Raw genomic sequence first — 13,611 nt, forward strand, 5'->3', positions numbered from 1 at the left:
CCTCCTTTTACAGGTCATACTACTACAATTAATGTATCAATTGTTCTTTTGATTTCAAATATTCGACGACAAATTTAGCTTGTTCCCCACCTTTTTCTGCATGGCGGATGAGTGGAATTCCATGTGGACCCTTTTCCTGCAACACTTCCGGGAATCGTTCGATGATAGAAGAGACGACGCCTAATTCTCCAAGCATGGCTGCTGCAAATATATCTAGCCTTGCCCCACGTTCGAGTAACCATTCTGCAATGGATCGATTGCCGGTGTGCGCAGCTGCTCCCAGTCCGCTTTCCCAGTCATCCCCTCCCCAGTTCACGACCGAATGGATTAATGCCGGTTCTTCTGTCACGAGTTGTTTTACTTTTTCAAAATCACCATGTGCAGCGATGACGAACTCCCTTACTAATTCAATATCTAAAGGCTTGCTGTTCACATTCATCCTTCCTTTCCTAATTTCATGGGGGTAAAAAAGGTTTTCCCAGATTCTTTATAAATATTAGCATCAATTCCGAATACAGATTGAAACATCTCCCGGCGCAGCACATCAGTTGGCGTGCTATCATAGAGGACCTTTCCGTTCTTTAGTACAATCATTCTCTCACTGTACCTTGCTGCTTGGTTAATATCATGTAATACCATTACAACCGTCATGCCAAAATTCTCATTCAAATCTTTGACAAGCTCCATGACTTCCAATTGATGGGATATATCAAGGAATGTTGTTGGCTCATCCAGCAGTAAAATTTCCGGACGCTGGGCTATTGCCATAGCAATCCATGCTCGTTGTCTTTCTCCACCTGAAAGGGAATGCAACATTCGATTTCGGAAGGACTGAAGCTTTGTAATCTCAATCGCCCATTGGGTAACTTTCTTATCCTCCGTCGTCAGCTTACTATATGCCCCGCGATGCGGATACCTGCCGAATTCAACAAGTTCAGCCACCGTCAGGTCTAATTGATGATCCAGCATCTGAGGAAGCATCGCTAGTTTCTTTGCTACATCCTCCGTCTTCATCGATTTAATTGCTTTTCCAACCAACAGGATTTCCCCGCTTTTTGGAGAAATGAGACGGGACATGAGACGCAGCAGTGTAGATTTTCCCGAACCATTCGGACCGACTAAACTAACAATCTCACCCTTTTGGATGGATAAATTGATATCTTCCAGCTGAAAAGCAGTAGAATGCTCGAAATCTAAACGCTTAGTGACCAGCAACCGGACCCCTCCTTCTCTGAATCAAATATAAAAAGAATGGACCACCGATAAACGCCAGCAGAATGCCAACAGGAAGTTCAATCGGATTAAAGGCACTTCTGGCAATCGTATCCGCCAGTACGACAAGCAGGCCACCTCCAAGCGCAGATGCCGGAAGCAAATAGCGATAATCTCCACCAATGATCAATCGTAAAATATGTGGAACAACAAGACCAACGAATCCGATTAACCCAGAAACACTGACCGCAATACCAGCTAAGAGCGTACTCATAACAATAAGGAAAAACCTGCTTCGTTCTACATGATGGCCGAGTAATTTTGCCAATTCATCACCAAGCCTTAGGACACGAATATGTTTGATTGAAAATAAAGCTAAGATAAGCGCTATCATGACATAGTAAATAATCATTTTAAACTGCACCCAGCCAACTCCACCGATTCCTCCCGCCAACCATGGAAGGACCGCTTGTACCCGGTCACTGTAAAGCAGCATCAGGGCTGACATAAACGAACCGATAATGGCATTGATGGCAACACCCACTAGAATAATGCGTACAACGGAAGTCCCACCCCTCCATGACAACGCATAGATGATTAAAGCTGTTACCAATGCACCGATAAAAGCAGCAAGGGGTAATAAAGCAATATAAGTTGGATAAATAATCATAATGATTACTGCAACAAGACCTGCCCCGGAAGAAACACCGATAATACCCGGATCAGCTAATGGATTTCGCATAACCCCTTGCAAGATTGCTCCCGCAGACGCAAGGCACATACCAACAACTACTCCAATCAATACTCTAGGGAGCCGTAAATCCCAGACAATACGTCTTTCGAGTGTATCGGAGGAATCAAAAAGTCCGTTCCATATCTCGCTGATGGAAAAAGATACAGCTCCCGCCATCAAACTGAATAACGAAACAAGGATGAGCGTAATACTTAATGAAACTAATACAATGAGCCGTCTTTTTGCAAGCGGATGCCGATCATGCTGCTTCGGTCCCTCCTCGGCAGAATATGTACGTACGTTTACTTTTGCAGATTCCATTCTACCTAACACTCTCCAGGCTTTCGCTCATTACTTCCAACGCATCAACAATTTTCGTTCCTGGGTTAGCGCCAAATAAATCCGATGGTAGAATAACTACATTTCCATTTTTAACCGCATCCAAATTAAACCATGCTGCATTTGTTTCCATTTCCTGTTCAAAAGCTTCTTTCACTGTTTCTGGTTCACCGTGTGTGATTAACATAATGACTTCCGGGTTTCTTTCAATAATCCTTTCTGGACTTAAATTAGCATAGTTCGGAAAGTTTTCTGCAAGTTCAAAGTCTTGTGCGATATTTTCTCCACCAGCCTTTTCCAGTAAATCACCAGAAAGCGAGTTAGGAAGTGCTGCGAGGGAACTCTCGGTTGTTCCATATACGAGCAACGCACGAACAGGGTCTTCTTCATCCACTTCGATGCCTTCCGTTTTCTCTGTTATCCCATTGTTTATTTTTTCTGCTTCTGCTTCCTTATGGAATATTTGTCCAAACACTTCGATTGTTTCTTGAATGTCAGCTATGGAGTTTGCGTTTGAATATACAACTTTTGTTCCTTGCTCTTCTATGTTAGCGGCATGCCGCTCGAAGCTGAGCGGCGCAATTAACACTTCTGGATTAGCCTCGGCAATTTTCTCAAAATTGGGCTGATGAAGATTCCCTATTTCAGGAGCATCCTCAACATCTGCAGGAACTTCAACATTTGTTGTTGGTCTTCCAACGATTTCCACTCCAAGATTATGTAAAATATCAAGATCTCCTGAACTTAACGTAGCAGCGGACTCAGGAATCGATTCAAACGTGATTGTCTCACCTGACGCATCTGTAACTTCAATCGGCAAATTACTTTCTTTATCTGATGATTCACTTGCCGTATCATTTGTGTCCTGAACATCCTCTTCCGTTTCCTCTGCACTTGTGCCGCATGCTGCTAGTACGATTAGCAAAAATATAGAAATAATAAATATAGATAATTTCCTCATATTTTCTTCCCCTTTCATATAATTAATAATGATAATCATTCTCACCGTTCATTGCCATTATAGTGAGAATGATTATCATTGTCAATAGTTTTTATTTAAATTTTTAGATAAAATTAGTTAGTCGAATGAATTTCATAATTACCAAAGTCGACTTTCCATCACCATATGTAGTTGGGAACGAACCAACTACATATGGTGATGGTGAAGCATTAAATACGTATTATGAAATTCATTAAGTCTGCTAATAAGAATATTTTATGCGATAACAAAAAAGCCGAGTTTCCATAGAACTTAGATTATTTAAACCATGAACCAGTTTTTTTATGATTCATAAGAATAATCCTTTCTAAATTCATTTGTTTGCACCTGTATAGATTAAAAGGTACATTGTAAACATGCGCAAACAACGTAATGAAAGGAGTTTTACATGATGAGTCAACTATTCAGCCCTTACACAGTTAAGAATTTAACATTAAAAAACCGGATTGTCATGGCACCAATGTGTCAATATTCCGTTACAAAAGAAGATGGGATTCCAAATGATTGGCATTTTGTCCACTACGTCTCGCGAGCAATCGGAGGAACTGGTCTCATCATTATGGAAATGACGAGTGTTACTCCCGAGGGGAGGATTACAGATAACGATCTTGGATTATGGTCAGATGAACATATTCCACATTACGAACGCCTTGTTCAAGCGATCAAAAAGCATGATGCCAAGGTTGGTATTCAAATCGCTCATGCGGGAAGAAAAGCTGAGGACGCTGTTCAGCCTGTAGCTCCTTCCGATATTCCAGTAGAAGTTCTGCAAGAAGAAACAAAAAGTGGCGCACTAAAAGCCCCAAGAGCTTTAACGACAGAGGAAGTAAAAGAAACGGTTCAGCAATTTAAGGAAGCTGCCGAAAGAGCAGTAAAAGCTGGATTTGATACAATTGAATTACACGGAGCGCATGGCTATCTCATCCATCAATTCATGTCGCCGAGCATTAATAATCGTACAGATGAGTATGGAAAAGATTTAGCTTTGTTCGGTGAAGAAATCATTAAAGCAGTAAAAACTGTCATACCTGCGGACATGCCACTTCTTATGCGGATGTCTGCTGTGGAATATATCGACGGAGGATATGACTTGGATCATTCGATCGCGATTGCCAAGCGTTTTAAAGCAGCTGGCGTTGATGTCTTTCACGTTTCCAGTGGTGGAGAAGGACCTCCAGGCAAACGTAAACCACTCAACACGCCAGGCTATCAAGTGCCTTTCGCACGGGAGTTTAAGAAACAATTGGACGTACCAGTAATTGCAGTCGGCAAATTGAGTAATCCAGAACTTGCTGAAGCGACCATCACAAATGGAGATGCAGAGCTCGTGTCTATAGCTAGAGGGATGCTTCATGATCCTTATTGGGGATTACATGCAGAGAAAGAATTAACTCGGAAAGTAAGCCCACCACTTCAATACGAGAGAGGGATAAGGTAGTAAAAATTTTATCATTACCTGTTCATGTGTCTGAACGGGTAATGATTCCTTCATATCGCGGTGATAGAACTTGTTTTTAAAAGTTAATTTAGAAGGAGCTAATCGGAATGAAGCACGCATTAGTAGTTGGCGGAACAGGAATGTTATCGGACGTATCACTCTGGTTAGTTGAACAAGGTTATCACGTGTCCATCGTTGCTCGTAACCCTAAACGGATGAAAGAACTAATGAGCAAGACTATTTCGGGTGAAAAGATAACACCACTCTTCGTTAATTATACAAATGAAGAAAAGTTACAAGAACAAATTAGCGATACAATCAAGAAAAATGGCAATATCAATATCGTAGTTGCATGGATTCATTCCATTGCTGAAAATGCCCTGTCAATCATCACAAATAAAGTCTCCAAAAATCAAAAGGAATGGGAATTGTTCCATATACTAGGGAGCAGTACAGACTTAAGAAAAATCCAACAAAAGATATCTGTACCAGGAAATTGCTTATACCATCAAGTGCAGCTAGGCTTTGTCGTGGAAAACAATTATTCCAGATGGCTAACAAACAAGGAGATTTCTTTAGGTACAATTACAGCGATAAAGACAAAACAGAAACAAATGATTGTTGGTCAACTCGAGCCATGGGAAGATAGACCTTAACCAATTCGCCGCCAGTAGCGCCCAGCTTGTTCCTGCTGTGCAAAGCCCCGCGCCTTGTAGATAGGGATACCAAGTCATTTCCCTCTTGTACAGATACATACTGTTTTTTCGCACCTCTTTCTATATGCTTCTTTGTAAATGCCTTGAGTAGTTTTGCACCGATTCCTTTATATCTATAATTATCATCAACATAGAAAACGTAAATCTCACTAACATCCGGACCCGTCATCCCCCCTCCATGTCCCGACAACTTTCCCGTTCACTAATGCAACATGTGTGTATGTACCTTTCACAATATCGTCATGTACCCGCTCATGGTTATACCAATATTCTACATTTTTATTTTGGTACTCCTCATCATAAACACTTTAAACCGTTTGCAGCCAGCCAATGGAACAAATTCTACTAATTTCTTCTCCATGTTCTGGAGCTGCTTTAATGATTGAAAATATTCATGGATATTCCCTCCAAGCTTTTATTGATTATATTTTATATCATTACAGACAAGGGTCTCTGACATCCCTTTTCCTATTTATTGAACAAATGTACGCTAACTGAATAAATCATTGGTTTCCATTTTCTAATTCGGGTTTATCTTATCACTCAAGTTGGGCATAGTAACAACAGAGACAATCCATTTAAAATAATGTCAACAAGTGGTCTGCCAAAGATATGTTTAGATTCCATTGAGTAGTGCCAACGGATTGCTTTAAAATAGAAGTATAAGATATTACTTCAATTAAGGGAGTGTGGAAAGATGGCTGAAAAGAAGGGCATTCGAGCAAAAGCACAGCAATTCGGCAGTTATTTAAGCGGAATGATTATGCCGAACATCGGTGCCTTTATTGCTTGGGGAATTATAACGGCTTTATTTATTGAAGATGGTTGGTTGCCAAATGCACAATTGGCAACAATGGTCGACCCGATGCTTATTTACTTATTGCCATTATTGATAGGGTTTACAGGCGGCCGGATGGTCTATGACATACGTGGTGGGATTGTTGGTGCTACGGCTACGATGGGAGTTATCGTCGGAGCGGATATTCCAATGTTTCTCGGAGCAATGGTGATGGGACCACTTGCCGGCTATTTAATGAGGAAAATAGATGATCTCTTCCAGGCGAAGATTCGTCAAGGGTTTGAGATGCTTTACAATAACTTCTCCGCTGGTATATTGGCGGCACTACTTGCGATTATTGCTGTCTATGCAATTGGTCCAGTAGTAGAAGGATTGAACACAGCACTTGCAGCAGGAGTGGAAGTAATTATTGCCGCAGGGTTATTGCCACTTGCGAACATCATTATTGAACCTGCGAAAATTCTATTCTTGAATAATGCAATTAACCATGGAATATTAAGTCCGATTGGTGCGGATCAAGCGAGTGAAGTCGGGAAATCAATACTATTCCTGTTGGAAGCAAACCCTGGCCCAGGTATCGGTATTTTACTCGCATTCATGATTTTTGGTAAAGGTGCTTCCAAGAGTTCTGCACCAGGGGCTGCAATCATTCAGTTCTTCGGTGGGATTCATGAAATTTATTTCCCTTACGTATTGATGAAACCAATTCTAATTCTTGCAGTCATCGCTGGTGGTATGAGTGGTGTATTCATGTTCCAGCTATTTGGTGCGGGATTAGTTGCCCCTTCATCACCTGGTAGTATTTTCGCTGTCCTTGCGATGACGGCACAAGACAGTTATCTTGGTGTAATCTTAGGTGTTCTAGTGGCAGCAGCCGTCACCTTTGTTATTGCTGCTATCATTTTGAAATCAAGCAAGACAGAGACGGACAGTTTAGCAGATGCTGCAGGTAAAATGGAAGCAATGAAAGGCAAGAAAAGCTCTGTTACAGGTGCTTTGAACCAAGATGAAGAAGAAAATAAAGAGATTGTAAAAACAGTCACTACCCGGAAGAAAACACCAGAACAAATCGATAAAATTATTTTCGCTTGTGATGCTGGTATGGGCTCAAGCGCGATGGGTGCATCCCTTCTGAAAAATAAATTCAAGAAGTCGGATATCGATATTTTCGTAACGAATAAAGCAATCAATGATATTCCCAATGATGCGGATATTGTTATCACCCATAAAGACTTGACCGATCGTGCAAAAGCGAAACTTCCAACAGCTGAGCATATTTCCGTCGATAACTTCCTGAACAGCCCGAAATATGATGAACTCGTAGATCGATTGCTTACAGGAGATGTGGCAGATGATTTAGATCAAGAGAAAGAAGAGACAGCACCTGAACCAGAACAGGAAGATGTAAATAAAGTTATTTTCGCCTGTGACGCTGGTATGGGTTCAAGCGCGATGGGTGCCTCGTTACTGAAAAATAAATTCAAGAAGGCAGATATTGACATCTTCGTAACGAATAAAGCGATTAATGACATCCCGGATGATGCAGATATTGTCATCACCCATAAGGATTTGACCGACCGTGCGAAGAATAAACTTCCAACGGCAGAGCATATTTCCGTTGATAATTTCCTAAACAGCCCGAAATATGACGAATTGGTGGAACGGTTGAAAGATAACTAGTGGGGGAGAATTGACCTTGAGTATTACAGCTCGAGAAAGAAAAATCATCTTGTTCTTACTTCAGAACCAAGGACAAGTGACTGTCGAAGATATCGCTAAAGCACTTGATGTTAGTTCGCGAACGATTCACCGTGATTTAAAAAGCATTGAAAAAATTCTTTCAAACCACCAATTGGAGCTCGACAAAAAAGCGGGCGTCGGGCTCCAAATCGTTGGTAACCAAGCGGATAAGCAATTATTAGAACGGATGCTTTCCAATATTAATCCTATTGATTACACTCAGGAAGAAAGACAAGCCATGGTTCTATCCATGCTGCTTGAATCAAATGAGCCGGTGAAACTGTTCACCCTTGCTCATGAATTAGATGTAACGATTGCCACTGTCAGAAATGATTTGGATCAACTGGAAGAAGCGTTAGGGAACTTTCACTTAACGATTATCCGAAGAAGAGGATATGGTGTACAAATTGAAGGAGACGAAGCAAATAAACGGTCCGCAATCACTCATTTGATTGCAAAATACGTGGATCCCTTTTCTTTCATCTCCCTACTAAAAGAAAATATTCAAAACAAGCAAACGCCGACCATTTCCAACCGCTTATTAGGACTCGTCAATCCAGATACATTAAAAATTATTGAAAAAACCGTAGGAACTGCAAGCACAGAACTACCGTATGAGTTAGCAGACAGCGCCCGTGTCGGATTAGTCGTCCACCTTGCACTCGCAATCGAGCGACTAAAAAAGGGAGATACGATTCAATTTGACCGGGCATACTTCAAACAGATACAGGGTACAGAGGAATATAAGATAGCTGAAAAAATCATCAATGAATTGGAGACGGCCCTGGACATCGATATTCCTGAAGATGAGATCGGTTATATTACCATGCATTTAATGGGAGCGAAACTCCGTGCAGACCAACATGTTTTGTTAGAAGTGGAGAACTCAGGATTCGCCTACCAAGTCAAACAGTTGATCGCTTATATAAGTAAACAGCTCCATGTTGATATGATGGGAAACAACCCATTACTGAATGATTTAGTTACCCATTTGAAACCAGCCATTTACCGGATGCAAAAACAGATGAAGATCACGAATCCGATGATTGATCAGATTAAACATGACTACGACGATTTGTTTCACTTAATTGCAGAAGCAGCAAGCGTTATTTTTCCTGACTTGGATTTCCCGGATGATGAGATTGGTTTCCTCGTCCTTCATTTTGCAGCTGCATTACTAAAAGGTGAAAGACAGAAGGCCCTTGTTATTTGTTCCAGTGGAATTGGTACAGCGAAAATCTTAGCTACCCAATTAATGAAGCAAGTACCGGAAATTAAACAAATTGAAAACAAATCGATGTTCGATGTAGATGAAGCTGATTTGGATCAATATGATTTAATCATTTCAACGCTCCCCTTAACGGAATTGGAGGACACAGATTATATTCTCGTTTCCCCAATGTTAAATCAATCAGAAGTCCATCAGATTAAAAAGGCAATCCGCCAGCAGAGGCTCATTGTAAATAATGAAAAGCAAAAAAGTAATGCGAATTCGCTCTTGCAGTTAGAATCCATCAAACTTTATACCGATACCATTCTTGATTTGCTTCATTCCTTCTATATTGATGAACGCAATCATGAAGAATCTACATTACGAGCAATTTGTATCGATTTGGAAAAACGAAAAATAATAAAGAACAGTGAAACAGTTTTTACTAAATTACTGGAAAGAGAGCAAGCAGGCGGACTTGGGATACCAGATACAAGCTTGGCACTTTTCCATACACGCTCTAGAGACGTGCCTTCTATCCACTTTTCCATTTATGTATTGGAAAATGCGAGTCCGATGAGGGGGATGGACGGAAAAGAGATGAAAGTAAAACATATCCTAGTCATGCTAGCCCCGGAAGATATTCAACAAGAAAGGCTAGAGACACTAAGTTATTTAAGCAGTCTGCTCATCCAGGAAGACGAAGCGGTTCGTTTGTTTGAATCTGCAGATGAAACAGCGATCAAATTCTATTTAGCCGAGCGTTTTCAAACGTTTTTAAAGGATAAAAAATTACTATAAATATAAGTTCAAAAAGGAGGATAAAAAGGACCGAGGTCGGCTAAATAAGCAACATTCTGTTGCAACGCCGACACTAGCACATCCTGTGCGTCGAAATTCGAGGCGGCGAAGCTCCCGGCACCGGAATGTACGTCAGTAGGTACATGAGGAGAGAAAAAGCGAGCCAACGAGCTTCCACAGGACGTGGACGGTCTTAGTAGAACCTCCCATTCACAAAGTGTCATTTTTACCGAACTTTTTGAACAACCTCTATAAGGAGTGGTGTATACCATGGCAAAAGAAGTATTAGCAAAAGAAAATATTAAGTTGAACGTCTCATTAAACAATCAGGAAGAAGCGATTCGCTATGCAGGCCAAATTCTAGTAGATAATGGCTATGTCGAATCTTCCTATATCGATAAAATGTTTGAACGGGAAGAATTAACATCGACCTATATGGGGAACTTCGTCGCGATTCCACATGGTACAGAAGATGCGAAGTCAGAAGTAAATGATTCCGGCTTATCCGTCGTCACCGTTCCGGAAGGTGTAGCGTACGGAGATGGCAACACAGTGAAAATTTTAATTGGAATTGCTGGTAAAGGAGACGAGCACTTAGATATTCTCTCCAATATCGCAATCGTGCTCTCCGACGAAGACAATATCCAATCGATTCTTGACGCAGCGTCAGAAGAAGAAATCATTCGTATCTTTGATGAGGTGAACTAAATGGAAGCAGTACATTTTGGTGCAGGCAATATTGGACGTGGTTTTATTGGTTTATTACTCCATCAAGCGGCATATCACACAACCTTTGTCGATGTGAACGAAGAAGTGATTAAGGAAATCAACACAGAAAAACAATACAACGTCGTATTAGCAGCAGAAGAAAGCGAATCGTTAACCGTTAAAAACATTTCGGGAATTCATAGTATCCAAGACCCAGGGAGAGTCGTCCAGGCAATTGTTCAAGCGGATATTATTACAACTGCTGTCGGGCCAAATGTATTGCCGATCATTGCTGAACTCATCGCTAAGGGGTTGAAAGAGCGAGCTAAAACAAATAATCAACCCCTAAATATTATCGCCTGTGAAAACATGGTCGGTGGCACTTCCTTTTTAAAGGAGAAAGTTTACGACCATCTGACACAAGATGAAAAGACAATATTTGATAACTTGTTCGGCTTCCCGGATGCAGCGGTGGATCGAATTGTACCGAACCAGAAACATGACAATCTACTTCAAGTTTCTGTAGAACCTTACTATGAATGGGTTGTGGAAGAACCTGCACTCAAAGGTACCAAGCCGGAGATTAATGGGATTACTTTCGTTCGAGATCTCACCCCTTATATCGAACGGAAGCTATTCACGGTCAATTCCGGCCATGCAGCTGTCGCTTATATCGGTCATCCGATGGGATACCACACCATTACAGAAGCAATTAATGACAAAAAGGTACAAGAAACAATAAAAGGCGCGTTACATGAGTCAGGCGAAGCGTTGATTCAAACATATAGCTTTAACCGGGAAGAACATCAAGCATATATTGAGAAAATTATCGGCCGCTTTATGAATCCATATATTTCTGATGAAATCATAAGGGTGGCAAGAGGTCCAATTCGTAAGCTTGGTGCTAAAGAACGACTCATTCGTCCGGCATCGATGTATATGGACGTAACCGGGAAAGCACCAACCTACCTTGCGAAAACAATTGCAGCTGCTCTTAAGTTTACTAATGAACAAGATGAAGAGGCAGTAAAATTACAGAAGATGATTGCAGAACAGGGGGTCCGAGAAACATTGAAAGAAGTTTCCGGTTTAGAAGAAGGACATCCCTTGCTTGAAGTTATTTTAAAGGCTTATAATGAAAGATAGACATTACGATAACTATTCAGGGGCTGGTAAAATGAACAAAGAATTAAAAGGAATTGCTGCATCACCTGGTATAGCGATTGCTAAAGCATACCAACTCGTAACACCGGACTTATCCTTTGAAAAAGTAACGACTGAAAATACAGAGGAAGAGATTAGCCGGCTAGAACAAGCATTAGAAGTTTCCAGAACGGAGCTCGAGAAAATCAAAGCGCATACGGAAAATAAGCTTGGTGAAGACCATGCTGCGATTTTCTCTGCTCATCTCTTAATTTTAAATGACCCAGAACTAATTAATCCGATGAAGGAAAAAATCGAAACGGATAAGGTTATTGCAGCAACTGCTGTTGAAGAAGTATCCGCGATGTTTATCGACATGTTCGAAAACATGGACAACGAATATATGCGGGAACGTGCCGCAGACATTAAGGATGTCACAAAGCGAATCATGGCACATTTACTTGGTGTCACCTTCCCGAACCCTGCATTAATTGACGAAGAGGTCGTCATTATCGCAGAGGACTTAACACCATCTGACACAGCACAATTGAACCGCGAATTTGTTCAAGGATTCGCAACAGACATCGGGGGCCGGACTTCACATTCCGCCATTATGGCAAGATCACTCGAAATACCTGCCGTTGTCGGAACGAAAAATATCACCGAATCAGTTGCACAAAATGATCTCATCATTATTGATGGTCTAGAAGGTAATGTCATCATCCATCCAACCGATGAAGAAGTGGCAACGTATAAGAAAAAACAGGCAGCTTACGCAAAACAACAAGAAGAGTGGGCTAAATTAAAAGACGAGCCTACGATTACGAAAGATGGCGCCGAGGTTGAGCTTGCTGCAAACATCGGAACACCAGATGACGTAGCAGGTGCTCTTCATAACGGAGCAGAAGGAATCGGTCTGTACCGGACCGAATTTCTATACATGGGTAAAAGTGAACTGCCATCTGAAGAAGAACAGTTTGAAGCATATAAATCCGTGCTTGAACAGATGGGGGACAAACCAGTTGTCGTCCGTACACTAGACATTGGTGGCGATAAAGAGCTGGACTACCTGGATCTGCCAAAGGAATTAAACCCATTTCTAGGCTTCCGTGCGATCCGTTTCTGTTTGGAAAATGAAGATGTTTTCCGCCCGCAGCTCCGTGCTTTACTTCGTGCAAGTGCCTTTGGGAACTTAAAAATCATGTTCCCAATGATTGCAACACTGGAAGAATTCCGCCAAGCAAAAGGGATCCTACTCGATGAGAAGGAAAAGCTAACTGCGGAAGGCATGGAAGTATCCGAGAATATCGAAGTCGGAATTATGGTCGAAATTCCATCTACAGCAGTTACTGCAGCACAATTTGCTAAAGAAGTTGATTTCTTCAGTATTGGAACGAACGACCTTATCCAATACACAATGGCTGCTGACCGGATGAATGAACAGGTCTCTTATCTCTACCAACCATATCATCCGGCAATCTTGAACTTAGTCAATAATGTGATTGAAGCGGCTCACAAAGAAGGTAAATGGGCTGGCATGTGCGGTGAAATGGCTGGAGACCCGATTGCTGTTCCAATTCTGTTAGGACTTGGACTAGACGAATTCAGCATGAGTGCAACATCTATCCTTCCCGCCCGGACACAGTTAAGCAAGCTCTCAAAAGAACAGATTGCTTCCCATAAGGAAGAATTGTTGGCGATGGGTACGACGGATGAGGTTGTTGAATTTATTAATCAACTCATCAATCAAGCTTAAAAAACTACATGAAATA

12 protein-coding genes are annotated in these 13,611 nt (G+C 41.4%); 7 read left to right on the top strand and 5 right to left on the bottom strand.

Annotation, left to right across the window (positions count from 1 at the left end):
• Positions 1-28 precede the first annotated feature (28 nt).
• From LZD48_RS15355 to LZD48_RS15370, 4 genes are read right to left on the bottom strand one after another with little or no spacing between them, the layout of a single operon-like run.
• Positions 29-439 carry an ankyrin repeat domain-containing protein gene (locus tag LZD48_RS15355; protein WP_235763605.1) on the bottom strand — a complete coding sequence of 137 codons (411 nt, stop codon included), beginning with the start codon at positions 437-439 and terminating at the stop codon, positions 29-31.
• Complete coding sequence (locus LZD48_RS15360) at positions 436-1,215, bottom strand: ABC transporter ATP-binding protein (protein WP_235763606.1); 780 nt, start codon at positions 1,213-1,215, stop codon at positions 436-438. Before LZD48_RS15360 ends, LZD48_RS15355 begins: the two co-directional genes overlap by 4 nt.
• Positions 1,202-2,266: a FecCD family ABC transporter permease gene (locus LZD48_RS15365; RefSeq protein WP_235763607.1), complete on the bottom strand. Its 1,065-nt coding sequence runs from the start codon at positions 2,264-2,266 to the stop codon at positions 1,202-1,204. Before LZD48_RS15365 ends, LZD48_RS15360 begins: the two co-directional genes overlap by 14 nt.
• Position 2,267: 1 nt before the next feature.
• Positions 2,268-3,245 (bottom strand): ABC transporter substrate-binding protein, encoded by a 978-nt coding sequence (locus LZD48_RS15370; RefSeq protein ID WP_235763608.1) that lies wholly within the window; start codon positions 3,243-3,245, stop codon positions 2,268-2,270.
• A 430-nt stretch (positions 3,246-3,675) separates the two neighbouring features.
• Here LZD48_RS15370 and LZD48_RS15375 point away from each other — a divergent pair, with 430 nt between their 5' ends.
• Positions 3,676-4,722, top strand: coding sequence for an NADH:flavin oxidoreductase/NADH oxidase (locus LZD48_RS15375; RefSeq protein WP_235763609.1), 1,047 nt, complete (start codon positions 3,676-3,678; stop codon positions 4,720-4,722).
• A 107-nt stretch (positions 4,723-4,829) separates the two neighbouring features.
• Positions 4,830-5,378, top strand: coding sequence for a short-chain dehydrogenase (locus LZD48_RS15380; RefSeq protein ID WP_235763610.1), 549 nt, complete (start codon positions 4,830-4,832; stop codon positions 5,376-5,378).
• On the opposite strand, the gene LZD48_RS15385 is transcribed toward LZD48_RS15380, so the two are convergent.
• The gene (locus tag LZD48_RS15385; protein WP_235763611.1) at positions 5,308-5,607 is read right to left on the bottom strand and encodes a GNAT family N-acetyltransferase; all 300 of its coding nucleotides are present in this window, start codon (positions 5,605-5,607) and stop codon (positions 5,308-5,310) included. The genes LZD48_RS15380 and LZD48_RS15385 overlap by 71 nt on opposite strands.
• A 528-nt stretch (positions 5,608-6,135) precedes the next feature.
• Here LZD48_RS15385 and LZD48_RS15390 point away from each other — a divergent pair.
• From LZD48_RS15390 to ptsP, 5 genes are all read left to right on the top strand, one after another.
• Positions 6,136-7,917 carry a PTS mannitol transporter subunit IIBC gene (locus LZD48_RS15390; protein ID WP_235763612.1) on the top strand — a complete coding sequence of 594 codons (1,782 nt, stop codon included), beginning with the start codon at positions 6,136-6,138 and terminating at the stop codon, positions 7,915-7,917.
• A gap of 16 nt (positions 7,918-7,933) precedes the next feature.
• Entirely contained in the window at positions 7,934-9,988 is a 2,055-nt protein-coding gene (locus tag LZD48_RS15395) for a BglG family transcription antiterminator (protein WP_235763613.1), read from the top strand.
• Between the two features lie 270 nt (positions 9,989-10,258).
• Positions 10,259-10,696, top strand: a complete 438-nt coding sequence (locus LZD48_RS15400) for a PTS mannitol transporter subunit IIA (RefSeq protein ID WP_235763614.1) — start codon at positions 10,259-10,261, stop codon at positions 10,694-10,696.
• A complete protein-coding gene (locus LZD48_RS15405) occupies positions 10,697-11,842 on the top strand; it encodes a mannitol-1-phosphate 5-dehydrogenase (RefSeq protein WP_235763615.1) in 1,146 nt (381 codons plus the stop codon).
• Between the two features lie 31 nt (positions 11,843-11,873).
• Entirely contained in the window at positions 11,874-13,595 is a 1,722-nt protein-coding gene (gene ptsP / locus LZD48_RS15410) for a phosphoenolpyruvate--protein phosphotransferase (RefSeq protein WP_235763616.1), read from the top strand.
• Positions 13,596-13,611 lie beyond the last annotated feature (16 nt).

The organism is Oceanobacillus alkalisoli (assembly GCF_021556485.1).
In the GTDB taxonomy this organism is placed as follows: domain Bacteria; phylum Bacillota; class Bacilli; order Bacillales; family Amphibacillaceae; genus Oceanobacillus; species Oceanobacillus alkalisoli.

What these genes read in the sequence shown, in the direction of transcription:
- LZD48_RS15385 (WP_235763611.1), bottom strand. Translation starts at nt 5,607, where the DNA reads ATGACGGGTCCGGATGTTAGTGAGATTTACGTTTTCTATGTTGATGAT.
- LZD48_RS15405 (WP_235763615.1), top strand. Translation starts at nt 10,697, where the DNA reads ATGGAAGCAGTACATTTTGGTGCAGGCAATATTGGACGTGGTTTTATT.
- LZD48_RS15375 (WP_235763609.1), top strand. Translation starts at nt 3,676, where the DNA reads ATGAGTCAACTATTCAGCCCTTACACAGTTAAGAATTTAACATTAAAA.
- LZD48_RS15390 (WP_235763612.1), top strand. Translation starts at nt 6,136, where the DNA reads ATGGCTGAAAAGAAGGGCATTCGAGCAAAAGCACAGCAATTCGGCAGT.
- ptsP (WP_235763616.1), top strand. Translation starts at nt 11,874, where the DNA reads ATGAACAAAGAATTAAAAGGAATTGCTGCATCACCTGGTATAGCGATT.
- LZD48_RS15400 (WP_235763614.1), top strand. Translation starts at nt 10,259, where the DNA reads ATGGCAAAAGAAGTATTAGCAAAAGAAAATATTAAGTTGAACGTCTCA.
- LZD48_RS15355 (WP_235763605.1), bottom strand. Translation starts at nt 439, where the DNA reads ATGAATGTGAACAGCAAGCCTTTAGATATTGAATTAGTAAGGGAGTTC.
- LZD48_RS15370 (WP_235763608.1), bottom strand. Translation starts at nt 3,245, where the DNA reads ATGAGGAAATTATCTATATTTATTATTTCTATATTTTTGCTAATCGTA.
- LZD48_RS15365 (WP_235763607.1), bottom strand. Translation starts at nt 2,266, where the DNA reads ATGGAATCTGCAAAAGTAAACGTACGTACATATTCTGCCGAGGAGGGA.
- LZD48_RS15380 (WP_235763610.1), top strand. Translation starts at nt 4,830, where the DNA reads ATGAAGCACGCATTAGTAGTTGGCGGAACAGGAATGTTATCGGACGTA.